The 25,894-nt window shown below is 62.1% G+C and carries 26 protein-coding genes; 15 read left to right on the forward strand and 11 right to left on the reverse strand.

Annotated elements, in window-relative coordinates:
* Window positions 1-106: 106 nt before the first annotated feature.
* From DN388_RS16805 to DN388_RS16825, 5 genes are read left to right on the forward strand one after another with little or no spacing between them, the layout of a single operon-like run.
* The gene (locus DN388_RS16805; protein ID WP_255001241.1) at window positions 107-2,362 is read left to right on the forward strand and encodes a TonB-dependent siderophore receptor; all 2,256 of its coding nucleotides are present in this window, start codon (window positions 107-109) and stop codon (window positions 2,360-2,362) included.
* Window positions 2,363-2,367: 5 nt separating this feature from the next.
* The gene (locus DN388_RS16810; protein ID WP_255001243.1) at window positions 2,368-3,525 is read left to right on the forward strand and encodes an ABC transporter substrate-binding protein; all 1,158 of its coding nucleotides are present in this window, start codon (window positions 2,368-2,370) and stop codon (window positions 3,523-3,525) included.
* On the forward strand, window positions 3,522-4,592 hold the full coding sequence (locus tag DN388_RS16815; protein WP_255001245.1) for an iron ABC transporter permease: 1,071 nt from the start codon (window positions 3,522-3,524) through the stop codon (window positions 4,590-4,592). Before DN388_RS16810 ends, DN388_RS16815 begins: the two co-directional genes overlap by 4 nt.
* Window positions 4,589-5,395 carry an ABC transporter ATP-binding protein gene (locus DN388_RS16820; protein ID WP_255001247.1) on the forward strand — a complete coding sequence of 269 codons (807 nt, stop codon included), beginning with the start codon at window positions 4,589-4,591 and terminating at the stop codon, window positions 5,393-5,395. The genes DN388_RS16815 and DN388_RS16820 overlap by 4 nt, the downstream gene beginning before the upstream one ends.
* The gene (locus DN388_RS16825) at window positions 5,388-6,716 is read left to right on the forward strand and encodes an LLM class flavin-dependent oxidoreductase (RefSeq protein WP_255001249.1); all 1,329 of its coding nucleotides are present in this window, start codon (window positions 5,388-5,390) and stop codon (window positions 6,714-6,716) included. The genes DN388_RS16820 and DN388_RS16825 overlap by 8 nt, the downstream gene beginning before the upstream one ends.
* Window positions 6,717-6,718: 2 nt before the next feature.
* Here the strand turns inward: DN388_RS16825 and DN388_RS16830 are convergent, their stop codons facing one another.
* Window positions 6,719-7,357, reverse strand: a complete 639-nt coding sequence (locus tag DN388_RS16830) for a TetR/AcrR family transcriptional regulator (RefSeq protein WP_255001251.1) — start codon at window positions 7,355-7,357, stop codon at window positions 6,719-6,721.
* A gap of 116 nt (window positions 7,358-7,473) precedes the next feature.
* On the opposite strand from DN388_RS16830, the gene DN388_RS16835 reads away from it, so the two are divergent.
* Complete coding sequence (locus tag DN388_RS16835) at window positions 7,474-8,985, forward strand: MFS transporter (RefSeq protein WP_255001253.1); 1,512 nt, start codon at window positions 7,474-7,476, stop codon at window positions 8,983-8,985.
* Window positions 8,986-9,039: 54 nt separating this feature from the next.
* On the opposite strand, the gene DN388_RS16840 is transcribed toward DN388_RS16835, so the two are convergent.
* Genes DN388_RS16840 through DN388_RS16850 form a run of 3 tightly spaced genes read right to left on the reverse strand, consistent with a single transcriptional unit; the run spans window position 9,040 to window position 10,562 of the window.
* A complete protein-coding gene (locus DN388_RS16840) occupies window positions 9,040-9,471 on the reverse strand; it encodes a carboxymuconolactone decarboxylase family protein (RefSeq protein ID WP_043861401.1) in 432 nt (143 codons plus the stop codon).
* Between the two features lie 27 nt (window positions 9,472-9,498).
* Entirely contained in the window at window positions 9,499-10,119 is a 621-nt protein-coding gene (locus DN388_RS16845) for an FMN-dependent NADH-azoreductase (protein ID WP_255001255.1), read from the reverse strand.
* Window positions 10,116-10,562 (reverse strand): GNAT family N-acetyltransferase, encoded by a 447-nt coding sequence (locus tag DN388_RS16850; RefSeq protein WP_255001257.1) that lies wholly within the window; start codon window positions 10,560-10,562, stop codon window positions 10,116-10,118. The genes DN388_RS16845 and DN388_RS16850 overlap by 4 nt, the downstream gene beginning before the upstream one ends.
* Before the next feature lie 89 nt (window positions 10,563-10,651).
* Between DN388_RS16850 and DN388_RS16855 the strand changes: the two genes are divergently transcribed.
* Complete coding sequence (locus tag DN388_RS16855; RefSeq protein WP_058540087.1) at window positions 10,652-12,049, forward strand: PLP-dependent aminotransferase family protein; 1,398 nt, start codon at window positions 10,652-10,654, stop codon at window positions 12,047-12,049.
* Window positions 12,050-12,144: 95 nt separating this feature from the next.
* Window positions 12,145-13,014, forward strand: a complete 870-nt coding sequence (locus DN388_RS16860) for a GyrI-like domain-containing protein (RefSeq protein WP_229589495.1) — start codon at window positions 12,145-12,147, stop codon at window positions 13,012-13,014.
* 124 nt (window positions 13,015-13,138) lie between these two features.
* Here the strand turns inward: DN388_RS16860 and DN388_RS16865 are convergent, their stop codons facing one another.
* Entirely contained in the window at window positions 13,139-14,086 is a 948-nt protein-coding gene (locus tag DN388_RS16865; RefSeq protein ID WP_116055385.1) for a FecR domain-containing protein, read from the reverse strand.
* Entirely contained in the window at window positions 14,083-14,598 is a 516-nt protein-coding gene (locus DN388_RS16870) for a sigma-70 family RNA polymerase sigma factor (protein WP_054914633.1), read from the reverse strand. Before DN388_RS16870 ends, DN388_RS16865 begins: the two co-directional genes overlap by 4 nt.
* A gap of 187 nt (window positions 14,599-14,785) precedes the next feature.
* On the opposite strand from DN388_RS16870, the gene DN388_RS16875 reads away from it, so the two are divergent.
* A complete protein-coding gene (locus DN388_RS16875) occupies window positions 14,786-17,233 on the forward strand; it encodes a TonB-dependent receptor (RefSeq protein WP_255001262.1) in 2,448 nt (815 codons plus the stop codon).
* A 173-nt stretch (window positions 17,234-17,406) separates the two neighbouring features.
* Here DN388_RS16875 and DN388_RS16880 read toward each other — a convergent pair whose 3' ends face one another.
* The 4 genes from DN388_RS16880 to DN388_RS16895 all read right to left on the reverse strand — a co-directional run bounded on the left by DN388_RS16880 (window position 17,407) and on the right by DN388_RS16895 (window position 20,150).
* Window positions 17,407-18,630: an amidohydrolase family protein gene (locus DN388_RS16880; RefSeq protein WP_054914635.1), complete on the reverse strand. Its 1,224-nt coding sequence runs from the start codon at window positions 18,628-18,630 to the stop codon at window positions 17,407-17,409.
* Between the two features lie 61 nt (window positions 18,631-18,691).
* On the reverse strand, window positions 18,692-18,931 hold the full coding sequence (locus DN388_RS16885; RefSeq protein ID WP_116054323.1) for a DUF2790 domain-containing protein: 240 nt from the start codon (window positions 18,929-18,931) through the stop codon (window positions 18,692-18,694).
* Window positions 18,932-19,008: 77 nt separating this feature from the next.
* Window positions 19,009-19,479: a cyanase gene (gene cynS, locus DN388_RS16890; protein ID WP_255001266.1), complete on the reverse strand. Its 471-nt coding sequence runs from the start codon at window positions 19,477-19,479 to the stop codon at window positions 19,009-19,011.
* A gap of 29 nt (window positions 19,480-19,508) precedes the next feature.
* Window positions 19,509-20,150 (reverse strand): carbonic anhydrase, encoded by a 642-nt coding sequence (locus DN388_RS16895; protein ID WP_054914637.1) that lies wholly within the window; start codon window positions 20,148-20,150, stop codon window positions 19,509-19,511.
* 111 nt (window positions 20,151-20,261) lie between these two features.
* On the opposite strand from DN388_RS16895, the gene cynR reads away from it, so the two are divergent.
* Entirely contained in the window at window positions 20,262-21,161 is a 900-nt protein-coding gene (gene cynR, locus DN388_RS16900) for a transcriptional regulator CynR (protein WP_116054324.1), read from the forward strand.
* Between the two features lie 136 nt (window positions 21,162-21,297).
* A complete protein-coding gene (locus DN388_RS16905; RefSeq protein WP_255001270.1) occupies window positions 21,298-22,302 on the forward strand; it encodes a sensor domain-containing diguanylate cyclase in 1,005 nt (334 codons plus the stop codon).
* A 151-nt stretch (window positions 22,303-22,453) separates the two neighbouring features.
* Here the strand turns inward: DN388_RS16905 and gcvA are convergent, their stop codons facing one another.
* Window positions 22,454-23,368, reverse strand: coding sequence for a transcriptional regulator GcvA (gcvA, locus tag DN388_RS16910; RefSeq protein ID WP_054915414.1), 915 nt, complete (start codon window positions 23,366-23,368; stop codon window positions 22,454-22,456).
* A gap of 302 nt (window positions 23,369-23,670) precedes the next feature.
* Between gcvA and DN388_RS16915 the strand changes: the two genes are divergently transcribed.
* The 4 genes from DN388_RS16915 (at window position 23,671) to DN388_RS16930 (ending at window position 25,822) form a co-directional block, all read left to right on the forward strand.
* Entirely contained in the window at window positions 23,671-24,444 is a 774-nt protein-coding gene (locus DN388_RS16915; protein WP_054915415.1) for an SDR family NAD(P)-dependent oxidoreductase, read from the forward strand.
* 73 nt (window positions 24,445-24,517) lie between these two features.
* Window positions 24,518-24,799, forward strand: coding sequence for a hypothetical protein (locus DN388_RS16920; protein ID WP_255001272.1), 282 nt, complete (start codon window positions 24,518-24,520; stop codon window positions 24,797-24,799).
* Window positions 24,800-24,809: 10 nt separating this feature from the next.
* A complete protein-coding gene (locus tag DN388_RS16925; protein ID WP_054915417.1) occupies window positions 24,810-25,367 on the forward strand; it encodes an OsmC family protein in 558 nt (185 codons plus the stop codon).
* Window positions 25,368-25,477: 110 nt separating this feature from the next.
* Window positions 25,478-25,822, forward strand: coding sequence for a carboxymuconolactone decarboxylase family protein (locus DN388_RS16930; RefSeq protein WP_255001323.1), 345 nt, complete (start codon window positions 25,478-25,480; stop codon window positions 25,820-25,822).
* Window positions 25,823-25,894 lie beyond the last annotated feature (72 nt).

A 25,894-nucleotide genomic window follows, 5' to 3' on the forward strand; every position in this document is an offset into this window, starting at 1 on the left:
CGCCCGGCGCAATGGAGCAAATAACAATCATTCACGTTGACCGACGGTCGGTCGGCACTTATAGTTGCGCCCTGATTTTCCTCCCCTGTCAGGTTTGAAGGCCGCAATGAACTGCATCCTCTCCCCCGCCTCACCCCCCTCGGCGACACCGTGCGCACTGCGTTTTGCGGTGCAGCGCTGCACCGTTGTCGCTACCGCATTGATGGTGTTCGGCACGGCCGCCGCCCAGGCAGCAGATGATCAGCCCTCGGGCTCGAGCGAAGCCGACGGCGCCTACACGCTGCCGGCCCTCAACGTCACCGGGGCCAGCCCCGCCAGCGGGCACAACGAAACGGTGCACGGTTATGTGGCCGAGGCGTCGAGCGTGGGTACCAAGACCAACACCTCGATCCTGGAAACCCCGCAATCGGTCTCGGTGGTAACGCGCCAGCAGATGGACCTGCAGCAGCCGGCCAGCACCAGTGCGGCGCTGCGTTACACCGCAGGTGCCACCAGCGAGAAATTTGGCGGGTTCGGCGACTACATCGACCTGACGCGCATTCGCGGGGTCGATGCCGACTATTACCTCGACGGCCTGCGCATCATCAGCAACGCCGGCAGCTGGCTGCCGCAAATCGCCCCCTACACCCTGGAGCGCGTCGAAGTGCTGCGCGGCCCGTCGGCCTCGATCTATGGGCAAGGCACCGGTGGCGGCATCGTCAACCAGGTCAGCCGTAAACCCCAGGCCGAGGCGGCCCATGAGCTGAGCGTTCAATACGGCAGCTTCCAACGCAAACACATCGGTTTCGACAGTACCGGGGCGCTCAACCAGGCGCAGACCCTGCTCTACCGCTTTACCGCAAGCGGCCTGGACAGCAACGGCCAGGTTGAAGACATGCACCACGAGCGCGCGTACCTGGCACCCTCGCTGACCTGGCTGCCTGACGAGCACACCTCATGGACGCTGATGGCGACCCACTCCCGCGAACCGCAATTGCCCAACTACAACAGCCTGCCGGCCGCCGTGCTGGGGTTGAACAACAGCCCGTACCCGAAAATCAACCGTCGAAGAAACTTCACCGACATGAATTTCGAAGACTCGTCGCGCCGGCAGAACTCAGTGAGCTCGCTGTTCGAGCATGAGCTTGCCAACGGCTGGACCTTCACCAGCAATGCCCGCTACATGTACATCGACTCCGACCTGCAGCGCGGCATTGTCTACGGTTATCAGGAGGTGAACGGCCGCCCGCAGCTCAAGGGCACCTACGAGCAGACGTCGGCAAAAGTGAACACGTTGTCGATGGACAACAACCTGCGCGGCGACGTCGAGCTCGGCCCTACCACGCACACGCTGCTGGCAGGCGTCGACTATTCGAAGGGCACGCTGCGCAACAATCTGTACAGCGTCGGCCCTGTCCTGTTCGACCCTTACGGCTCCCGCTATCGACCCAACATCGTGCCCGACTTCAGCGCAAGCCGGGCTGCCCCCTGGCGCGTCAAGCAGGAACTGGCCCGTGAGGGCGTCTACCTGCAGGACCAGATCGCCTACGACCGCTGGCGCCTGACGCTCAGCGCGCGGCACGACTGGTCGAAAACCGACGACGAAACCAACAGCTATTCGCCCATCGCGCGTACCACCCGCCAGTACGACAAGAAGTGGAGCGGCCGCGCGGGCTTGAGCTATCAGTTCGATGCAGGGGTTGCGCCTTACATCAGCTATTCCACCTCGTTCGACCCGCTGCTGGGCACCGACTACAGCGGCTCTGCGTTCGTGCCTGTGGAGTCGAAGCAAACCGAAGTCGGCATCAAGTACCAACCGCAAGACGCAAAAACCCTGCTCAGTGCGGCGGTTTTCCAGCTCAACCAGGCCAACGTCAAAACCAGCGATGCCGAGCACCTGGGCTTCAGCAATCAGGCGGGGGAAGTTCGCACCCGCGGCCTGGACCTGCAGGCCACCGGAGAAATCGCCGAACACACCCACCTGATCGCCAGTTACACCTACCTCGACAACACGTTGACCAAGGACACCCGCTACCAGGGCAAGAGCCTGGTACAAACGCCGCAGCACAGCGCTGCCCTGTGGCTGGACCACCTGATCGACCGCGGCCCGTTGGCCGGGCTGCAACTGGGCAGCGGGGTGCGCTACCTGGGTGACACCTGGGGCGACCCATCCAACACGTTCAAGGTACCTGGCGTCACGCTGGTGGACGTGGCGCTGAACTACGACCTGGGGCGCGTGCTGAGCGATTTGAAGGGTTCGGCGCTCGCGCTCAACGTGAGCAACCTGGCCAACAAGCAGTACGTGGCCAGTTGCAGCTCGCAGATGTACTGCTTCATCGGCCAGGACCGCACGGTCAGCGCCAGCCTGAATTACCGCTGGTGAGCGTCATGCACACGGCTGCGCGCTCAAGGCGCGAGGTGCTGCGCGGCCTGCTGGCCGCCGGCTTGATGGTTGCAGGCAGCGGCCTGGCGACGGCCAGCCGAGCCTCGCAGGTGATCGAGGATGTTGCCGGGCGCACGGTGCGCATCGACGCACCGGCCCGACGCATCCTGCTGGGTGACGGGCCGCTGGCCTACGTGGTGGCATTGCTGCGCCCGCACGAGCCGTTTGCCGAGGTCGTGGGCTGGGGCGACAACTTTCGCGCCGCCGACCTGGACGGCTATCAGGCTTATCTGCGCGCGTTCCCGCAGATTGCCGGCATCCCCTCCTTCCCCAGCGCCACGCTGGACTCGATCGGCAGCGAGCTGGCGATCTCGCTGGAGCCGGACGTGGTGGTGATGAACCTGAGTTCCAGGCAGGCTGCCGAATCGTCAGGTCTGATGACGCGCCTGGCTCAGGTGGGCGTCCCGGTGGTGTTCGTGGACTTTCGCACCCGGATGTTCGCCAACACTGCCCGCAGTATCGAGATACTCGGGAACCTGCTGGGGCGGCCTGAGCGTGCCCGTGCGTTCCTGCAATTTCGCCAGCAGCAGATAGCCCGGGTGACGGTACCGCTGGAGTCGCTGCGCACAAAGCCCAGTGTGATGATCGAACGCGCGGCGGGCCTGTACGAGGATTGCTGCCTGACCTACGGCGACGGCAACTTCGGCGAGCTGGTGACGGCGGCCGGGGGCGCCAACCTGGGCAGCGCCTTCGTGCACGGCACCTTCGGCACCCTGCACCCGGAACAGGTGATCGCTTCGGACCCGGATGTGGTGATCGTCACCGGCGCCAACTGGTCGCTGTATTCGCCCGCCGGCGACTGGGTGAATCTGGGGCCGGGGGCTGACCCGGCAGAGGGCAAGGCGCGCCTGGGCCGGCTGATGCAGCGACCAGCCTACCGAACCTTGCGCGCGGTGCAGGCAGGCAAGGTTCACGCGATCTGGCACCCGTTCTACGACAACCCCTATTACTTCATCGCACTGCAGCGGGTCGCCAAGTGGCTGCACCCCGAGCTGTTTGCCGACCTGGACCCGGGCGCCACCTTTCGCGAGCTGCATGCGCGATTCCTGCCCGTCCCCTATCAGCCCGGCTACTGGATAAGCCTGGGTGGAGCCCCCGCATGACTGAACCCATCACCCTCGGGCCGCCCGCCTCGCTTGCCCAGGGCCGCCTTGTGTATCAACGCCTGACCAGGCGACGCCTGGTGCTGCTGGCGGGTATCGCTGCACTGACCGTCGCCTGCTTTGTGCTCGACCTGTCCATCGGCCAGGCACGCTACAGCGCATTGCAGGTGCTGTCCGGTGTGTGGAACAGCGACGCATCACTGGCGATCCGCGTGATTCTGTGGGACATCCGGCTGCCGGTGGCGCTCACGGCGCTGGTGGTCGGGGCCAGCCTTTCGGTCGCCGGCGCGCACATGCAGACGGTGCTCGGCAACCCGCTGGCCAGCCCCTTCACCCTGGGCCTGTCGGCCGCGGCGAGCTTCGGCGCGGCGCTCGGGCTGATCCTGGGGGTCAGCGTGCTGCCCGCATCGGCGGTGGCGTTCGCGATCCCGGTCAATGCGTTTCTGGTCTCGATGGCCGCGGCCCTGTTCATTCACCATTTGAGCCGCAAGCGCGGCATCACCACCGAGATGATCGTGCTGCTGGGCACCACCCTGGTGTTCACCTTCACCGCCCTGCTTGAAGCACTGCAATACGTGGCCCCCGATCAGGCGCTGTCGGCCGTGGTGTTCTGGACCATGGGCAGCCTGTCGCGCAGCAACTGGCCAAAGCTGGGCATCATGAGTGGGGTGCTGGTGCTGGTGTCGCTGGCCTTCGCCCGCCAGGCCTGGGCACTCACCGCCCTGCGCCTTGGCGAAGCGCGCGCCACCAGCCTGGGCGTGCCGGTAGCGCGGCTGCGCTTGCGCGGCATCCTGCTGGCAAGCCTGCTGGCCTCGGTGTGTGTGTCGTTTGTCGGCACCATCGGCTTCGTGGGCCTGGTGGGCCCGCACATCGCACGCATGCTGGTGGGGGAAGACCAGCGCTTTTTGCTGCCGGCCTCTGCACTGTGCGGAGCATTGATGCTGTCGGCGGCCTCGGTGCTGAGCAAGTCGCTGGTGGCCGGGCAGACTCTGCCCATCGGCATCGTCACCTCGCTGGCGGGCGTGCCGCTGTTCTTCACCCTGATACTACGGACCCGCCAACGATGACCGAGCTATTGAATGTGCGCGACGTATCGGCCGTGTTCGGTACGCGAACGGTGCTGCAGGGGGTGAGTTTCGGCCCGTTGCGCACCGGCAGCGTCACCGCCTTGCTGGGCTCCAATGCCGCGGGCAAGTCCACCTTGCTACGCCGCATTGCCGGCGAACTGCACGGCGGCGGTACGGTGGAGATCGAAGGCCAGGCAGTACAGGCCTGGCCATTACATCACCCCAATCGGCCTGCGCATGTGCCCCAGGACCTTTCCACCGGCTCTTCGCTGAAGGTGTTCGAAGCGGTGCTGCTGGCCAGCAAGCAAGGCGGCGGATGGTCGGTTGCCGGCGCCGAGATGGACGCCGTGACGCAGATGCTGCAGGCCCTGGAGATCAATGCGCTGGCAGACCGGGAACTGGCCGCACTCAGTGGCGGGCAGCGCCAGCTGGTGTCGATTGCCCAGGCACTGATACGCCAACCGCGTGTGCTGCTGCTGGATGAACCCACCAGCGCCCTGGACCTGCAGAACCAGTTCGAGGTGCTCGACCTGCTGCGCCGCCTGGCGGTGCAGCACCGCATGTGTGTGGTGATGGCCATTCACGACCTCAACCATGCGCTGCGCTTTACCGACCATGTGGTGGTGATCCACGCCGGCAAGGTGCATGCGAGCGGATCGCCCCTCGACATATTGACCCCCGCCCTGCTCAAGCAGGTGTATGGCGTGCAGGCGCGACTGGAACGTTGCACGCAGGGCCACCCGTTTCTGGTGGTGGACCACTCGACCCGACAATCACTGAACACAGGGCTGCCCGATGACTGAAGCGCACCGTCAACTCATCCTGCTGGCCATGCCCAGTATTCATGCCGGCGCCTGGCGTTACCCTGGCGCACAGCCGGGCTTCCAGGCCAGCTTCGAGCACATGAAGTGGTTCGCGCAGACCCTGGAGCAAGGTTGCTTCGACGGCCTGTTCCTGCCCGACTCGCTGGCACTGCGGGCCGCGCCGTTGGTGTCGCTGGTGCGCAGCCACAGCGTGGCCACGCTCGACCCGCTGACCCTGCTGCCCGCGCTGGCGGCGGCAACCCGGCATCTGGGCCTGATCGGCACCGCCAGCACCACCTACAACGAGCCCTACATGCTGGCGCGCCGGCTGGCTTCGCTCGACCTGATCAGCGCAGGCCGCTGCGGCTGGAACCTGGTCACCTCCAGCAACCCCAACGAGGCCGCCAATTTCGGCGAGGCCGAGCACATGGCCCACGCCGACCGTTATCAGCGGGCCCGCGAGTTCTGCGATGTGATGAACGGGCTGTGGGAAAGCTGGGACGAGGATGCGTTTTGCCGGGACGCCGAACGCGGCGTCTACTTCGACCCGCACAAAATGCATGTACTTGACCATCAGGGCGCGTGCTTCTTGGTGCGGGGCCCACTCAATGTGCCGCGCCCGGTGCAGGGCCGGCCGGTGATCGTGCAGGCCGGGGCCTCCGAAGCCGGCCGGCAGATCGCCGCCGAAACGGCCGAGGTGGTGTTCACCTACCAGACCGACCTGGCCTCGGCGCAGGCGTTCTACGCCGACCTGCAGGCCCGCGCCCGCCAGGCAAAGCGTGCGGCGGGCGTGAAGGTCATCCCGGCGGTGTTCGTGGTGCTGGGCAACACCCTTGCGCAAGCCCAGGCCAAACGCCAGCGCCTGGATGAGCTGGTGGATGACCAGAGCAGCCTGGCGACGTTGTCCATTGCCCTGGGGCACGACATCACCGACTGCGACAGCAACGGCCCGCTGCCACCGATGCCAGCGAGCAATGCCAGCAAGAGCGGTCGCGACCGGCTGGTGGCACTGGCCCAACGCGAGCAGTTGAGCATCCTGGCGTTGGCCCGGCGTGCGTGCGGCTACCAGGGGCTTGAAATGGTCGGCACGCCATCGATGGTGGCCGACCAGATGCAGGTGTGGCTGGACAACGGCGCAGCAGACGGTTTCAACGTGATGTTCTCGCACCTGCCTGGCGGCGTTACCGAGTTTGTCGAGCAGGTAGTGCCCGAACTGCAGCGGCGCACGCTGCTCAGAACCGCCTACAGCGGCGCCACGCTGCGCGAGCACTTGGGTTTGCAAGTGCCCCAGCCGGGTTACTCACGCCGCACCGTGGGCTGAACTCAGCGGGCGCCCGCGGCCGGTGACAGCATGCGCAGGCACGCATCCGAAACGGCCTGGGCGAAGGGGGCGCAGTCCTTCGCCTGGGTGGCGATGATGTCGTCGGTGGCGCCGTGCACGCCCGAATAGATCAGCAGTGCCACGACCCTGGGCTGCTGCGGCGCCCACACACCGGCCGCAGTGCCACCTTCGATGATATCCAGCAACTGGTCGAGGATGGCGTTCTTGGCCGGGTTGGCGCGGTCGTGATGGTGGTGGTTGGTGTACACGATGTCGTGGGTACGGAAGGTGGCCACGTAGGTTTCGACATTGGCGTGAATCCATACGCGCAGCCGGTCGGCCCAGTCATCTGCGGCGCAGTGCGCCATGGCCTTCTCCAGGCTGAGCATGAACTGCTCGGTGTAGCGCTTGCCCAGCGCATCGAGCATCTCGTTCTTGGACGCGAAGTAGTGGTAGAACGTGCCCTTGGCAACCTGCGCCAACTCGACGATCTGGTTGATCGTGGTGGCCTCTACCCCCTGCGCAAGAAACAGCTGCTCGGCCGCAGCCATCAACTCGTCAAGCCGTACCTCGGCAGGCTTGGTCCTGGGCTGGGCATTCACCTTGGCCGGCAATGCTTTTGCGGGTGTTTTAACTTTCATCGGCTGATTCGCAAATTCGGGCAAATGAACCCAGTCTAAAGGACTGATCCTGCGGAGGCATCCAAAATACCCGAATCGTCATTGACCGACGGTCAGTCGATTAATACTATCGGGGCATGAACATTGATCGCGTCAACTCACCCCACGCTTCAGCCGACAGGCACTCGCGCCGTTTCGCAGCCTTGTGTGCTGCCTACCTGGGCACCTTCCTGGCCTCGCTCGACATCAGCATCGTGAATGTCGCGCTGCCGACCTTGCAGGAGGCACTGCAGACCGATATCGCGGGCCTTCAATGGGTGGTCAATGCCTACACCCTCTGCCTCTCGGCGTTCATGCTGTCGTCCGGCCCGCTGGCGGATCGCTACGGGCACAAGCGGGCATGGCTGGCGGGTGTGGTGCTGTTTACCGCGGGCTCAGCGCTGTGTGCCCTGGCCAGCTCGCTTGACCTGCTGCTGGCCGGGCGCGCGGTACAGGGGCTGGCCGGCGCGCTGCTGATACCCGGCGCGATGCCTATCCTGTGCAACGCCTTCCCCGACCCGAAGGAGCGCGCGCACGTGATTGGCGGCTGGTCGGCCTTCAGTGCGCTGGCGTTGATTCTGGGCCCGTTGCTTGGTGGGCTGATGCTGCACACCCTGGGCTGGCAGAGCATTTTTATGATCAACCTGCCCCTGGGCATCATTGCCATAGGCCTGGGCGTCTGGGGCATCAGTGAACGCAAATACCCGGAGCACGCAGCCCTGGACCCGGCCGGGCAAGCCCTCAGCGTGCTGTGCCTGGCCGCGTTGACCTATGGGCTGATAGAGGCCGGCGAACAGGGGTTCGCCAGCAACGCATCACTGATAGCACTGCCGCTTTCGCTGCTTGGGTTTGGGTTGTTCATGCGGGTGGAACTGCGGGTCAAACGCCCCTTGCTGCCCCTGCCGCTGTTTCGCCAACGGGCCTTTGCCATCGTCAACTTCGCCTCGTTTGCCCTGGGTTTTTCGTACTACAGCAGCCTGTTCTTCTTCTCGCTCTACCTGCAGAACATCCAGGGCTGGTCGGCGATTGAAACCGGCTGGCGAATGATGCCGCTGTTTGCGGTCACGGGGTGCGTGTCGATCCTGTATGGGCGCCTGAGCACCGCCCTCTCCGTGCGCTGGCTGATGGTAGCCGGTTACGGCATTAGCGCCGTGGCAATGGGCGCCATGACAGGTTTCACCGCGCATACCCCCTATTGGGTCGTCGGCACGCTGTTCGGCCTGCTGGGGTTGGGTGCGGGGCTGGCGTTGCCCGCCACCAGCATGGCCGTGATGGCGGCTGCGCCGCCGGGCCTGGCCGGTACCGCGTCTGCCACCATGAACGCCCTGCGCCAGATGGGCATGACCCTGGGCGTCGCCTTTCTTGGCGCGCTGATGAGCAGTGAGGCCATGCGCAAGCTGGTCAGCCTGGCGGACGCTCAAGGCATCAGCGGTGCCACACACGCGGCACGGCAAGCGATCACCCACGGGGTGGCCTCCAGTGGTTCGCCCGTTATCGAGGTGCTGTATGGGCCGGCGATGGAGCATGGGTTTCACGTGGCGATGGCCGGTGCAGGGCTCGCCTGCGCGATTGCCGTGGTGCTGCTGACGACGATTCGCAGGGAACGCTGAAGGGCGCGTACGCCACACGAGGTGTCGCCGACGCAGCGCCCTTACCGGGTGCGGTCAGAGGTTCATGCCGATGGCCAGCCGGTTGAACGCATTCATCAACGCCACCGCCAAGGTCAGGTCGGAAATCTCGACGTCGGAAAAATGGGCTTTCAAGGGCTCGTACAACGCATCGGGTGCGCCCTTTTCGCTGACATGGGTCAGCGTCTCGGCCCAGGCCAGTGCGGCGCGCTCGCGCTCGTTGAACAGCCCACTGATGCGCCAGCCGGCCAGGCAATCGAGCTTGGCTTGCGCCACCTCGCTGTCACGCAGGGTTTGCGAATGCTTGCCCAGGCAGAAGGCGCAGCCGTTGATCTGCGAAATGCGCAAGTACACCAGTTCGATCAATGGCAGGCCCAGGGAACTGGCGGCCAGTGCGTTGTTGGTGGCGAGCAGGCCTTGGTAGGCCTCAGGCGACAGGGAAGCGAACGGCAGTCTGAGTTGGCTCATGGTGAAACTCCAGTGAAGTGAAAGGGATCAGGCGCAAACCTGTGGGTTGAACAAGGGCTCCAGCGCCAGGCGCGCGCGGCCGGCGTCGATTGCGCTACGCACCGCCTGCTCGCCGCCTACCAGGCCCTGCAGGTAGGTGAAGTGCAGGTCGAACAGCCCGAGGGTGTTGAGTACATGGCGCAGGTACGGCGTGAGAAAGTCCGGTTGGCGCGCCGCCTCGCCCAGGTGAATGCCACCGGAGCCCACCAGCACGTACACCGGGCGGTCACGCAGCAAGCCGACCTTGCCCTGCGGGCCGGCACTGAAGGTGCGGTGAATGCGCAGCACGTAGTCGATCCACAGCTTGAGCGCGGCCGGCAGCATGAAGTTGTGCATGGGCGTTGCAATCAGCAGCACATCGCTGCGCTCCAGTTCCTGGATCAACGCCTCGGACACCGCGAAAGTGGGTGCGTCGAATGGCGTGCGGGTGGTCAGGGCGCGGGCGTAATCGGTATCGAGCGGGGGCAGCGGGCTCGCGCCCAGATCACGCTCGATCAGTTGCAGCTCGGGGTGGCGCCGGCGCAAGGTGGCGACCAGCTCCAGCGCCAGTTGATTGGCATGGGACACCGCCCCCTGCGGGCTGGCGTTGAGCAGCAGTACGTTGTTCATTGCGGGCTCCCCGGCTTAAGGCTCTGGGTGAAGTGCATGCCACGGGCCAGCAGCCCCTGGCGAAAATAGAAGCGCTGGGCCAGCGGCATGTGCAGGCCGGTATCCAGCACGAAGTGATCGCAACCGCGCTGCAGCGCCTCTTCACGCACGGCGTTCAGCAACTGCGCGCCCAGGCCGCCGCGTTGCAGGTCGGGGCTTACCACCAGGTCATCGACATAGATGAAGCGCCCGTACAGCAGGTTTTCCAGCGGACGGTAGCCTGCCAGGCCCACCACCTGTTCACCCTCCCATGCTGCCAGCAAGCGATAGCCTTGGGCGGCCTGGCGCTGCAGTTGCGCCACATAGGCGGCCAGGTCAGTGAGGTGCGGGCGCAGTACACGCATCAGTTCAAAGCTGGCTTCAAAGGCTGCGTGGCTTTCGAGGTGTTGAAGGGTGTAGGCCATGGTCGTCGTCCGCTTTTCAAGAGCGCCCACTTTAAGCAAGCAATGGCTTAAGCTACAGGGCCGAAAAATGAATAAACGACTAGGCCAAGATGCTTTCCTTCGAACTGGACCGCAGCCAGCAGGCGCCGATCTATCGCCAGCTCTACCAGCGCTTTCGCGAATCCATCGCCGACGGCCGCCTGCGCCCAGGTGATCGCGTACCGGCCGTTCGTGCCCTGGCCGCCGAGCTGAACCTGGCGCGGGGCACCGTGGAGGCGGCCTACCAGTTGTTGATCGGCGAAGGCTACCTGATGGCGCGCGGCGCCGCCGGCACGGTGGTCACCCCGCAACTGACCCCGGTTGCCCCACCCCAGCTAGGCCCTGGCGTATCCGCCAGCACCTACCCGACCACCCATTCCGGCGAGCTGCCACTGCCCTTGCAGATGGGCCTGCCGGCCCTGGACGCCTTCCCGCGCAAGCTGTGGACGCGGCTGGCCGGCCGGCAACTGCGTCAAGGCGGCCTGGAAAGCCTGGTGTACCCGGACCCACGCGGCCACGCACCGCTACGGGCGGCGATTGCCACTTACCTGGGCATCTCGCGGGGCATCACCTGCCGCCCCGAGCAGGTGTTCGTGTGCGCCGGCTATCGCGCCTGCCTCGACCTGATTTGCCATACGCTGATGCAGCCGGGCGACCGCTGCTGGCTCGAGGAACCCGGCTACTTCATGGCCCGCAACGCCCTGCAGGAAGCCGGCGCGCAGCTGGTGCCCGTCAGCGTGGACGACCAGGGCCTGGATGTGGAACAGGGCATCGCCCGCGCGGTGGATGCGCGCTTTGCCGTGGTCACCCCCACCCACCAGAGCCCGCTGGGCGTGTCGCTGTCGCTGCCGCGCCGGCTGGCGCTGCTGGCGTGGGCCAACCGGCAAGGCAGCTGGATCATCGAGGACGACTACGACAGCGAATACCGTTATCGCGGCAAGCCCCTGCCCGCCCTCAAGAGCCTCGACCAGCAGGGCCGCGTGCTCTACACCGGCACCTTCAGCAAGGTGCTGTTCCCCGGATTGCGTCTGGCCTACCTGGTGGTGCCGGCGCAGCAATGCGAGGCCTTCGCCCGCCAGGCCGACCGGCTGCACAACCACTGCCCTCACCTGCTGCAGGCCACCGTGGCGGCGTTTATCAACGAAGGCCACTTTGCGCGGCACCTGAACAAGATGCGCAATCTGTACGCCCGGCGCCGGCAATGGCTGATCGAGGCATTGCAGCAGCAGTTGGGCGAGCGTTTGCTGATCGATACCCAGGCAGGCGGCATGCACCTGGTAGCCGGTTTGCCCGGCGTGGACGATGTAAAACTGGCCAAGCGCGCACGGGCCGCCGGGCTGGCGGTGGAGCCGCTATCGCAGTGGTACCTGGCAGGTGCGCCCAGGCACGGGCTGGTAATGGGGTTTACCAATGTTGCCAGTGCGCAGCAGGCGGCGATGGTGGCGCGGGAACTGGCTCGGCTTGCATAGGGGCAGCAACCCCTATCAGAGCAAACCCGGCTAGGCACGACGAGGGGGCAAAGGCGGATGCTATTGCTCACCGTATCTTCAGGAGGTTTTGTTCGGTGACCGACTCAAGCAACAGCCATGCCTACGCAAAACGGTTCGACGCCGTACTCGCCTATATCGATACCTGCCTCGAGGGCGATCTCTCGGTGAATGCACTGAGCCGCGTCGCCAACTTCTCGGTGTTTCATTTTCACCGGCAATTCACGGCGTATGTAGGCGTGCCGGTTGCACAGTATGTGCAGTTGATGAGGCTTCGGCGCGCTGCGCATCAACTGGTCGGTTCACCGGGTCAGTCCGTGCTGGAGACAGCACTGGGTGCTGGCTTCGAAAGCCCCGAGGCCTTTTCAAGGGCGTTCAGGCGCGCCTTTGGCATGGCGCCGAGTGCGTTCGCCAAGGCACCGAGCTGGCAGGTCTGGAATGCGGTCTTCGTTGTCCCTCACTTTTCCAGGAGTATCACCATGCAGATCCGTATCGTGACGTTCGCCGAAACCCGCGTGGCGGCGCTTGAACATTGCGGGGCGCCCGGCCTCGTCAGTCAAAGCGTCAGTCGTTTTCGTCAGTGGCGCATGCAGAGCGGTCAGTCGCCAGTGGCCGTGAGCCGCTCGTTTGGCATCCCCTATGACAATCCCGATACCACGCCCGCAGAGGCCTTCAGGTTCGCGATTTGCGGCGAGATAGACGAGGCCGTGCTGCCCAACGAATTCGGCGTGCATGAACGGGTCATCCCGGCAGGGCGTTGCGCCGTGATTCGCCATACGGGGTCGCCTGACTACATCGGAGAATCCATCTACCCGCTTTACCGCGACTGGCTACCCTCCAGTAACGAAGAGCTTCGGGATCACCCGTTGTTCTTCCATTACCTGAGCGTGTTTCCCGAAACACCGCAGGATCAATGGCAGACGGATATCTACGTTCCGTTGAAATAGGCGAAGCTGGCGTGTGAAACGGGTTGCCGCTCGGTGGGTGAGTTGCTGGCCGAGCGGCAGTGGTGCCAAAAGCGGACCGTGCGAGCCGATGTCTGAGCCACCGGCCTTCGAAAGTCGTAAATCATCAAACCGGCAGGATGCGCGTCCAGTAACGGGTAATCTGCTGGATTCGGATGGGTAACGAACGGGCGATAGTGTTCAATGTCAGCTCGATGTTGCCAAGCGAATACGAGCCCGACACCCGCAAGTGGCTGACCTCCGAGGCGCAGCCTAGATAGCCGGGGCAATAGCGCTGCAACTCGTTGATGAGTGTATCCAGCCTCCAGCCCTCCACTACCAGCCGCCCCTGAGCCCAGGCCTCTTCGCCTTTTTTCAATGGCTGCGTGGCAAACAGTCGCTGACGATCAAATGTCACCGATTGCCCTTGCTCGATCACGACCTCGCCTTCAGCCTGCTCCGGACGGACCGCAACGGCATGCTGGTAGACGCTGAGGCGTGTCAGCCCGTCGAGTTGGCGCACGGCGAAGCGAGTGCCCAATGCGCGCAGATCACCCTGTGCACTGCGCACCAGCAACGGACGTGAGTCCTTGCCGGTGGTTACATGAACCTCCCCCGCCCGAAGCACCAGCAAGCGCGTGCTGGCATTGAACAGTACATCCAGCGCGGTATCGGTATCCAATACCAGCAGGGTGCCGTCGGCAAGAGCCGCTTGGCGCTGTTCTCCGGTGCGTGTTCTGAGGTCGGCCATCCATCTGGGCGCAACGTCATATCCCTGCCATGCCAATGAACTGGCACCGGCGCCCAGCAACAGCCCCTTGAGTAGCGTGCGGCGATTCGGGCCGCTTTCGCGCAGCGTGGACTTTTCCATGACGTTCCAGGCCAACTGCTGCGGCATGCCGCCCAGGCGCGCCTGCAATTCGGTCAACTGCTGCCATGCCCATTCATGCTCCGCCCTCCGGCAGTGCCAGCGTTGCCACTGCGCGCGCAGCGCCGCGTCTTCGGGGTTCGCGCACAGCTGCGCGAACCACTGCGCCGCATGGCGAAGTGCTTGGCGCTGGGCGTCGGTGGTCACCACGGATTGTCCACCAGGTACAGGAGGCAGCGTTCGGTGGCCCGGGCCATGTACTTGGTTACCGAGCTGGCGGACACCTGCAGGTGCTCGGCGATTTGAGGGTAGGTCAGCCCTTGCACTTGCGACATCAGGAACGCCGTTTTGGCCTTCACGCCCAGGCCGTCAAGCATGCGATCCAGCTCCAGAAGTGTCTGGAGCAACGAAAGCTGTTCTTCGGCAGAAATCTCGAACGACTCGGGCTGCGCGGCGAGCACTTCCAGATAGGCACGCTCCACCGACTGACGGCGAAAACTGTCGATCATTACCCGCTTGGCGATGGTTACCAGAAAATGCCGAGGCTCATTGAGCATGGCCGCCCGGGGTTCACGGCGCTCGGCGAGCAGCACGCGAACAAAGGTGTCCTGGGCGAAGTCTGCCGCCGCCTGCGAACACCCGGTGCGCTTGCGCAGCCAACTGATGAGCCAGGGTTGATGGTCGTTGTAGAGGGTCGCGATAAGGTTGCCAGACGGCATATCCAGGCCAAACAGTGAATAAGAATTAATCGCAATATAGTGAAATGATGGCCTGAGAGCAATCGACTTCTGGCCGTGAAAATCAGGCCAGGAAAAAATTTCGAAACGCGTTGTCACTTTCCTCTCGGCTACGCGACTCCTTTTGCAGACACCTCACAAAATGCCAACAACCGCATCAGGAGTAAGCATGCAGCATCCCCTTCCAGGCTTCTGCACCGCCACGTTGAACACCCCAAGCGCGCTATGCCTTGCCCTACTTGGCGCATCGTTGTTGATGGCCACTCCAGCACTTGGCCACGCGGCTGAAGGCCAGGTAACAGCCCGTACGCTGCATCAGCAGGAATTTGCCATTGAAGCCGGGGCGCTGGCCACTGTGCTGAACAGCTTTGCCACCGAAGCAGGCGTGGTGCTGTCGTTCGACAACGGGCTGACCGAAGGCAAGCAGAGCCGGGGCATCAATGGCCGCTACAGCATCGACCAGGGCTTTGCCGTGTTGCTGAGCGGGTCCGGGTTGCAGGCGGTTGCAGGTGGGGACAACAGCTATGTGCTGCTGCCGGCTGCACCGTCGGGTTCATTGCAACTGGACGCGACCAACGTGACAGGCTCGGGGCTGGGCGCCATCACCGAGGATTCGGGGTCGTACACCACAGGTAACACCACCACAGCGACGCGGATGAATCTCTCGCTGCGCGAAACGCCGCAGTCGATCAGCGTCGTCACGCGTCAGCAGATGGACGACCAGAACATGCAGTCCCTGGAAGACGTTGCAAGGGCAGCCACGGGCATCAGCACGGTCAAGGGGTTCGGCACTGAGCGTCCGCTTTACTACTCGCGAGGGTTCCAGGTCGACGACCTGCAATTCGACGGCCTGCCGAGCAGCGTCACGGAAAGCTTCTCGATGGACGTCATGTCGGTGAACAACATGGCCATGTATGACCGGGTGGAGATTGTCCGAGGCGCAAACGGCCTGATGCAAGGGGCAGGTAATCCGTCAGCGGCCATCAACATGGTTCGCAAGCGACCGACGCGTGAATACCGGCTCAAGGCAGAGATCGGTGCTGGCTCGTGGGACAACTACCGCACGCAACTCGACGTTGGCGGCCCCTTGAACGCAGAGGGCACCGTGCGTGGCCGTACGGTCCTGATGTACAACAGTCGAAACAGCTATCAGGACTACGCTGACAAGGACAACCAACTGTTCTACGCCATCGGCGAAGTCGACCTGAATGACTCGACCACGGTTGCAGTGGGGGCGTCCTTCCAGCAGGACAACAGTGGCGGCTACGATTGGGGCGGTTTGCCTACCCACCTGGATGGCAGCTCATACAACTTCTCGCGGTCGAAGTCGTTCGCTGGAAAGTGGGCGTACCTGGACAAGATCAACCGCAACGTCTTTGCCGATATCAAGCACAGCTTCAATGAGGACTGGAACCTCACCGTCGCCACCAACCTGATTTGGTCCAATTCGGATTTTCTCGCTCAGGTTGGGTACCACACCAAGGACACCGACTCGACGATGCAGTACTGGCCGAACAGCGCCCGCTACGATGATGAACAGATCAATCTCGACGCGGCGCTCAACGGTGCGTTCAACCTGCTGGGGCGCAAGCATGAGGTGGTGATCGGTACCAACTTGCGGCGTGACAGGCTGCAATACGTCACAGGCTCGTCCAGCGTGAACCCTATCGTCGACATTCTGGACTTCGATACCTCCACATTCCCGAAACCGCAGATAGTCGGCAGCCTGACGCCCAGTCGACATGTGCGCAAGGACAAGGGGATCTATGCAGCCACTCGCCTGAACCCATTCGATGATCTGCACGTGATTCTGGGCAGCCGCTTGAGTTGGGTCGACTACGACACCCAGGGCCCGTGGGAGACGGACCGCTTCAGGGAAAACCGCAAGATCATCCCCTACGGCGGCATCGTCTACGACGTCAATGACACTACCTCGGTGTATGCCAGCTATACCGAGATCTACAAGATGCAGAGCAACTACAGCGTCGACAACAAACTGCTCGAACCCACAACGGGCAGCAACTACGAAGTGGGCGTAAAAAACGAACTGTTCGATGGCAGGCTCAATACCTCCCTGGCGCTGTTCCAGGTGGATCAGACAGGCCTTGCGCAGGTCGTGCCCGAGGCTGGGCGCGTGTGTGGGCCCACGCGCGATTCGCGGTGCTACACCGAGGGCGCCAAAGTACGAAACCGCGGGTTCGATGCCGAGGTCTCGGGCGAGTTGATGCCCGGGTGGAATGCCTCCATGGGCTACACCTACAGCCATCCAAAATACGTGGCGGGTAGCAGGAAGGGTGACACCTATGGCACAGAGAACTCGCCACAGCGACTGTTCAAGGCCGCCACCACCTACCAGTTGCCAGGTAGCCTGGACCAATGGCGAGTCGGAACCAGCGTGTACCATCAGAGCAAGCTGTACCTGAACAGTATTTCGCAGAGTGCCTACAACCTTGTGGACTTGAATGCCAACTTCCGGATCGACCAGAACCTGAGCGTTCAGTTGAACCTCAACAACGTTTTCGACGAGAAGTACTACACCGCGATTTTCAGCCAGGACACCGGAAACTATTACGGCGAACCCCGCAACTTTGCCGTCACGCTGCGCTACGAGAACTAGCCGTGAGCAGTGGTCGATAGGGCGATTTCAAGCGGCTGTAACGGCCGCTTGGACGGACCCTATGCTCACCAGTATCTTCATGTTGAACGGCCAGGCAGTTCGTGCGGGGTGAGCCGGGTGGTGGGCGAGCGAAGTAACAGCTCCCCACGACCAGTCGCTTGCATCGAACTGGATCAGAAAGCCACCGAACGCTGACAGGCCGACGTCGCCACGATCTTCCCGCGCTTTAGCACCATCAACCGTGTGGGCAGGTCGAGAATCACGTCACCCACCGAATGCGTCTCCAGCAACACCACGTCAGCAGGCGCACCCGGCACCAACCCATAATCCTTCAACCCCAGCGCTTTCGCCGGATGGGTAGTGAGCATCGACAGTACCGTGGCCTGGTCATCCGCCCCGCCCAGGTGACAGGCCGGAATCGCCAATTGCGCGATGTTGAGCAAGTCGCCGGTGCCAAACGGGGTGAATGCGTTGCGAATATTGTTGGTGGCAAGGCACACATTCACGCCGCCATCACGCAGGGCCCGCACCGGCGTCAGGGTACGGCGCACGTCATGGCTGTCGCCGCGCGCACCGAGGTGCAAGTCGGTGGCGGGCAGGCACATGACGCTGATGCCAGCCTCGCGAATCAAGGCAATGATCTCCCGCTGTTTGTGCGGCGCCACGGCACCCAGGCTGGTCAGGTGACCGACGCATACGCGCCCTTGATAGCCTTGCTCGATGGTCTTGCGCGCCAGGTACTCAATGGTCATGTGTTCGGCGTTGTCGGCGAAGTCCTGATGGAAGTCGATGTCCTTGCCGTAGCGCCTGGCCAGGTTGAATACATAGTCGATGTGGTCATGGGCCGAGTCGTCGTTGTAGGGAATGCCGCCCACTACATCTGCGCCCTTCTCCATGGCCTCAACCATCATTGCCTGCATGCCCGGCAGTTTCAGTATTCCCTCCTGCGGGAAGGCCACCACCTGGATGTCGATGGCGTCGCGCAGCTTGTCGCGCAGTTCCAGCACCACATCAAAGCCGGTGAAGCCTTGCACCGGGTCGAATTCGGCGTGGGCGCGTACGTGGGTAGTGCCGGACTGCACCAACGCACGTAGTGCTTGAGTGGAGCGCGCGAGAATGTCGTCGCGAGTCAACGTGGGTTTGAGCTCGGCGGTAACCGCTATCGCCTCCTTCAACGTGCCGGAGCGATTGGCCTTGCGGTGCATGATGTTGGCTTTTTCCAGGTGCAGGTGCCCTTCGACAAAGCCCGGGATCAGCACGTGGCCGTGGCCCTGGATTTCCTGCACGGCCTGCACTGAAATTGTCGGCGCGATCTCGACAATCTTGCCGTGGTGCACCGCTACGTCCATCAGCGGTTTTGTATCGTCGATGCGCACATTGCGAAAGATCAGATCCATGACGTTGGCCCTCTATGATGCTGCCCCAAGGCGCATCGGTAAAAAACGAACCATGGGCAGCTCAACCGTTGGAACAGCCGTTACCCATCACTCGGTATTCAAGAATGTGTTTCTGGCCCTTGGAGTCTTCATACGTCATGAGCACAGGTACCACGGCGCAGACGTGCGCGACTTCGCTGATGGAAATGACGCGGGCGATGTCCAGGTGCTGGGCGTAGCTGTATTGCTCAACCGGTATCGGTTCGTCGGCCATCGCCGCAGCACAGAAAAAGCCCGCTATCAGTACAGGTAACGCCTTCATGTTCAGAGGCCCTCCTCCACATTTTCAAGAACATGGAGCCCGGCAGCCATGCAGCGCCGGGCCCCTGGGTGGGGTGATCAGAACGGTTTGGTCGGCAGGTACTTGCCATCCAGGGTGATCACCGCGCGGGAGCCGCCGTCTGGGTCATCGACCTTCTTGACGTCCAGTTTGAAGTTGATGGCGCTGATAATGCCGTCGCCGAACTTCTCGTGAACCAGCGCCTTGAGCGTGGTGCCGTAGACCTGAATCATTTCGTAGAAGCGGTAGATGGTTGGGTCGGTAGGAATGCCGTTGCCGATGCTGCCGCGCAGCGGAATGCTTTGCAGCAGAAGCACGGCATCGGCGTCGAGGCCCAGGGTGTCGGCAACCACCTGGGCTGCGTTGGCCGGCAGCGGGTGCTGACCAAGCAAGGCGGCGGTGACAAAAGCTTCGTGCAGGCCGGTGCCTTCGGCAATCTGAGCGAACGACAGGTCTTTGCGGGCCTTGGCCAACAGGATGACGTCGGTCAGGGCAAGGCGAGTGTCTTGGTTGATTTGTGATTGGATCATGGTGATATCTCCGTGGGTAGAAACGAGGGTTAGTGGGTAGCAACGCAAGCGGTAGGGCTTTCGGCCAGCGACACGAACTTGCCGGTGCGGCTGTCGAAGGCCTGGATGCAGCCGCTTTCGATGTCGTAGACCCAGCCATGCAACGTCACGCGCTTTTCTTCCAGCGCGAGGCGTACCGAGGGGTGTGTCTGGATATTGGCCAACTGCGCGATGACGTTTTCGCGCACCATCGAGGCGACCTTGGCATGCTGGTCGACATGCTGGCGGGCCTCGTTGACCACCCGACCGGAATCGGCGTAGCGCAACCAGCCGGCCACGGCGGGCATGTTGTCCAGGCATTTGCAGGTGGCGATGGCGGTCATGGCGCCGCAGTCGGAATGCCCGCAGATCACGATGTCGCTGACTTTCAAGGCTGCGACCGCGTACTCCACCGAGGCGGACACACCGCCTGGCTCAGGGCCGTAGGACGGCACGATGTTGCCCGCATTGCGGATGACGAACAGGTCGCCCGGCTCACGCTGTGTGACCAGCTCCGGCACCAGCCGGCTGTCGGAGCAGGAGATGAACAGCGCCCGTGGGCTCTGCTGGTTGGCCAGGTCTTTGAACAGACCGGCACGTTCAGGAAAGGCATTGCGCTGGAATTTAAGGAAACCGTCGATGATGTCTTGCATGGTTGACTCCGTTGGTTCGCGATGCGATGAGGCAAAGGTTACGGAGGCCGTGCAATAAGGTAAAAGTCTCATATATGATTATCTGCATCATATAAACTTATAGGTACAGGCATGCTGGCGCGCCATATTCAGTATTTTCTTGCGGTCGCCGAACATCAGGGCTTTACCAGTGCCGCGGCGGCACTGCATGTTTCGCAGCCCGCGCTGTCGCAGCAAGTGCGCCAGCTGGAGGAAAGCCTCGGGGCGCAGTTGTTCGATCGCTCAGGGCGCAAAACACGCCTGACCGATGCCGGGCAGGTGTACCTGCGTTATGCATTGCGGGCGGCGCAGGAGCTGCGCGAAGGCAAGCGGGCGATCCATGATGTGGGCGATCTCAGTCGAGGAACACTGCGCATAGCGGTGACGCCAACCTTCACGACCTACCTGGTCGGGCCGTTGGTGGAAGCCTTTCACAGCCGTTACCCGAACATCACGCTGAACGTGCATGAACTGGCCCAGGAGCAGATGGAGAACCTGCTGCTGAGGGACGAACTGGATGTGGGGATTGCGTTTGATGAGGTGCATGCGCCAGACATCGAAGCCTATCCGCTGCTGGTTGAAACGCTTGCCCTGGTCGTTGGTAGCCGACACCCGCTGGCCGGGGCGCGGGCTGTCGGCCTGGAGACGCTGAATGCGCAGTCGCTGATTCTGCTCAGCAAAGCGTTCGCCACCCGCGAACAGATCGACCGCTATTGCAACCAGCACGGCATTCGCCCGCGCGTGGTGATGGAGGCCAATGTGATAGGTGCGTTGATTGAGGTGGTGCGCAGAACCACGCTGTCGACCTTGCTGCCCGCCGCCCTAGCGCAGGAGCACCCAGAGTTGGTGTCTGTCGAGTTGGGGCCGCATCGGCTAGAGCGTACAGCGGTCTTGATGCAGCGCAAGAATGTCTATCAATCCGCGGCTGCCCGGGCGTTTATGGCGCTGGCCAAGGAAGTGGCGGGTGATCTGACGACCAAGACAGATGAGTAGCAGAATACGAAGGGCTTTCAGCGTGCCCGCAACCTCTTCCATGTCGCCATGTACCGACCCATGGCTCGGTACGCAGTACTTGCCCTGCCAGGGCTGCTAAAGTGGCTTATCCATAGGGTTCCGAGGGCTATCGTGTATGTCCGATGCAAGCGAGCTTGTCAATGACAATGAGGTGTACAGAACCCTTCTGGAGTCGACCAAGGCGATTCCCTGGAAGATTGACTGGGCCTCGATGAAGTTCACCTACATCGGCCCTCAGATCGAGGCGTTGCTGGGCTGGAGCCCTGAAAGCTGGGTGAGCGTGGAAGACTGGGCAATGCGCATGCATGCAGAAGATCGCGAGCATGTGGTGAACTTCTGCGTGACGCAATCCAAGGCTGGTGTGGACCACGAGGCGGACTACCGAGCGCTGACCAAGGACAACGGCTATGTGTGGATCCGCGACGTTGTGCACGTGGTGCGCAATGACAGGGGCGAAGTCGAAGCACTGATCGGCTTCATGTTCGACATCAGCGAACGCAAGAAGACCGAAGACCAGTTGCTGAGTTTGCAGAAGGAACTGGAGGTGCTCTCGTTCAAGGACGGCCTGACGAATATCGCCAACCGTCGTCGCTTCGACAGCTGTTTCGAGTTGGAGTGGGAACGTGCGCGCCGCGAGCGCCGGCCATTGTCGCTGCTGTTGTTGGACGTCGATTTTTTCAAGCAGTACAACGATTTGTACGGCCATATTCAAGGCGACAAATGTTTGATAGCGATTTCCCAGACCCTGAGTTTGGCGTTGGATGGCCCACACGACCTTGTGGCTCGCTATGGCGGCGAAGAATTTATCGTGCTGCTGCCCGAAGCCGATGCCGAGGTGGCGCGTAAAGTGGCTGAGCGCTGCCAGCGGTTGATCCACAAGCAGTCCATCGTGCATGCGCTATCGCCACATGACCACCGCCTGACGGTCAGCATAGGCGCGGGTTCGGTGGTACCAGGCGAGCGGGACAGGCCTACAGACTTCATCAAAGCCGTGGACCAGCAGCTCTATGCGGCTAAAAACAACGGACGGCACCGCATTGAGTATGTGCAGTTGGAGGGGTTGTCGGGCTGTTCAGCAGTTGAAGGTGCAGAAGAACAAACAACTGCCCGTCCTTCATAGAGGGTCATCAACAGCCACGGTGATGCTGGAGAAAACGCAGCGGCGAGTGCGATTCGAGATTACTGGGCAAACACGGTTTCGGCCGTCGCTAACGGACCCAAGGCTGCCGGTGGTTAACGGCAGCAATTGGCCATAAGCGGACGGTGAGGATCTAGTTTTGCGCTGCCTCTGCCAGCAGCCAATCTCGGAAGGTCGTCAGCCTTGGCAAGCTGGCGCACTCCGGTCGGTAGACGACGTAGTAAGCCAGCTCTGATGTAACACTGATCTCTGGGAACAGCCGAACCAGGCGGCCGCTCGCCAAGTCATCACGCGCCATGACACTCCGTGCAAGAGCGACCCCGTGCCCTTCGGCAGCAGCCTGCAATACAGCGGCAGAGTTGTTGATTTTCATGCCGCGAAGGGTGGTCGTATCCGTCACGCCAACTTTTTGCATCCAGGTCTCCCAGGTCGGGAAGCCCGAGTGGTTATCCATTGAGAGATCGTGGATCAACATCTCTTGGATCAGGTCGCTGGGCCTCTGTAAACGCCAGTGCTCTCGCAGCAATTGCGGCGAGCACACAGGGTAAATCTCTTCATCCATCATCTTCTCGGCGGCTAGCCCTGGCCACTTGCCTGTGCCATAGCGCACGCCGATGTCGACTTGCTGAGCAACGAAATCCACCGGCTTGAGGTTGGTGTCTAGCCGCACATCCGTATCAGGGCAGATCACTTGGAAGCGGTCGATGCGTGGCAGCAGCCACTTCGCAGCGAAAGCCGGGCTCACAGCCACGGTAAGCACCCCACTGATCGATCCCTCCTGAAGCCGCTCCATTCCCAGGGTCAGTCTGTCGAAGCCTGCTCGGATATCCGGCAGAGCACGTTCGGCTGCCTCCGTTGCTATAAGCCGCGCTTTGCCGCTGGTACTGCGGACAAACAGAGGGGTGCCGAGCCAATCCTCGAGTGTGCGCACGAGCTGGCCAACCGCTGCCGGCGTGACATTAAGCTCGGCTGCTGCTGCAGAAAAACTGTGATGTCGGGCACTGGCTTCGAATGCGCGTAGCGCGTTGAGATGTACTGGAGCCTTCATATCGATAAAGAATTTCTTTAGTGTCGAGATACTTTATCTCGTTTGTTGGCGGATTTGGAAGCGAGGAAGATTCTCTCCAAGGCCAAGGGTGCTGCGGTTTAGCCACCCCACTTCAGCGGAAAGTTTTTGAAGTTTAGCTGAGATGGAAAGTTTTTCTTCCTGATCCTCAACTTCCAGATGCCCAACGCTGCACTGGCTCATAGAGGGCACGAGCTGCCTGCCGGAGACGGCGTCTTCGACAAGTGACTCGCCCAATCCCGTTAGCAAGGTTCCTGCCGTGGGCAGGTGCAAAGAGGTTTCCAATGAGCAATCAATTCAACGGTAAGAAACTGCTGGTCGTCGGTGGCACCAGTGGGATGGGTCTGGAAGCTGCACGCCAGTTTCTCTCCGAAGGTGGCAGCGTAGTCATCGTCGGTAACCGCCCGGAAAAAACCGACGAGGCTCGTAAAGACCTCTTGGCTCTGGGCAACGTGGCTGCTCTTACTGCAGATCTGACCAGCGACGAAGGCCTGGCCAAACTGATCAAGACCATTGGCGAGCAGCACTCTGATATCGACATGCTGGTGAACGCTGCCGGTGTGTTCTTCCCGAAACCTTTCCTGGAGCACCAGGATGCGGACTACGATCAGTACATGAAGCTGAACAAGGCGTTCTTCTTCATCACCCAAAAGATTGCTGCCAATCTGGTTGAGCAAAACCGTCCAGGCGCCATCGTGAACATCGGCTCGATGTGGGCCAAGCAAGCGATCGCCGCCACTCCGTCCTCTGCCTACTCCATGGCTAAGGCCGGCCTGCATTCCCTGACTCAGCACCTGGCGATGGAGCTCGCTTCTAAGAATATCCGCGTCAATGCCGTTTCCCCAGCAGTTGTGCAGACCCCGATCTACGAAGGCTTCATCCCGAAAGCGGAAGTGCATAGCGCTCTGCAGGGCTTCAACAGCTTCCACCCGATTGGCCGTGTTGGCACTCCGCAGGACGTGGCCGGCGTAGTTACCTTCCTCCTCTCCGAGCAAGCCAGCTGGGTTACCGGCGCCATCTGGGATGTCGATGGCGGTGTCATGGCTGGTCGCAACTAAGACCTGTGCCCAGTTACCAAGGATCGGCACAGGACGCACGAACCACCCACCTCGTAAATCTGGAGTAACCCACATGGTCTATCTGCAGATCACGCTCATGATCGAGCATACCAATCGTGCTGCAGCTGCCTGCATCTACCAAAAGTTCAGGGCGCCGTTCCTGGAGCAGATCCAGGGTGCGAAGTCCAAGACACTGCTGGTCCGTGACGAAGACGTACAGGTGCTACATGGCTTCGACACGCTGGAAAACGCCAATGCCTACCTGCAAAGCGAGTTGTTCAATGCAGACGTAGTCGGAAGTCTCAAGCCCATGCTCGCTGCCGAACCCGACGTGCGTATCTACACCGCCATCTAAGGAGCTCGTGATGACAACTGCTTTGCTCAACGGCGTTGATCTGAACGCCTTGGTGGAGGCTGGCAACGCTGGCCGAGCCAACCGGGAAACCACCAAGTTCACTCTGTCCTTGAACGGGACGTGGGACGGCGGCAGCAAGATGACTGCAACTACTGGAGCTGCAGTCATGGGCGGGCAGCGTGATGAGACTCGCGCCGGCCGCTTCAGGCTCGTCAGCGACGAGCCTGTTCCACTGGGTACAGATACCGGCGCCAGCCCTGTCGAGTACGTGCTGCAAGCACTCGCCTCCTGCTACACGGTCACCATCGCGATGACTGCAGCGCAGCGTGGGATGGAGCTGGAGAGTGTGCGATTGGAGCTAGAGGGCGACGTGGATCTGGCTGCGTTTTTCGGGGTAGACCCAAGCGTGGCGCCTGGGATCAACCAGGTGCGTGTGAAAGTGCACGCCAGGTCGCCAAATGCCACCCACGAACAACTGCAAGCTCTGATCTCTGCTGTTGAACGGTCATCACCGATACGCGGCACCTTGGTGTGCCCGGTCGATGTCGTCACCACTCTCGTCGACTGAATAACCCTGTGGCATCTCCAGCAATTGGCAGCCCCATTGCTGGAATGACCAACACCCGGCCTGTCGTGACCTCACTTCCGGTCTCAACCAATCCTTGGAGAATAACCATGATGCAAGACTGGAATGCCTACCGCGAATCCCTGCTGGAACGCGTAGGCGACTATGCCAAACAGAGCCCTGACGTTATGCGAGGCCTGATGGCCATCGACAATGCAGCCGTCAAAACTGGTCATCTGGACCCGAAGATCCATGAGCTGATTGCATTGGCTGTGGCTATCACCACTCGTTGCGACGGCTGCATTTCCGTCCACACCAAGAAGGCTGTTGAGCACGGTGCTTCCATCGAGGAAATCACCGAGGCGCTGGGCGTAGCCATCGCGCTGAATGCAGGCGCAGCACTGACCTACTCGGCGCGTGTCGTCGAGGCCTACCAGCAGTTGCCCGCCAAGCAATAAGTCGTATCGCCGAGGGTCGGTCGCCTCTGTAGAGGTGACCGGCGACCTCGCATCCCCGTTTGGATTATCCGT

Origin of the sequence: Pseudomonas sp. S12(2018), assembly GCF_024355235.1 — a bacterium.
GTDB lineage: Bacteria > Pseudomonadota > Gammaproteobacteria > Pseudomonadales > Pseudomonadaceae > Aquipseudomonas > Aquipseudomonas palmensis.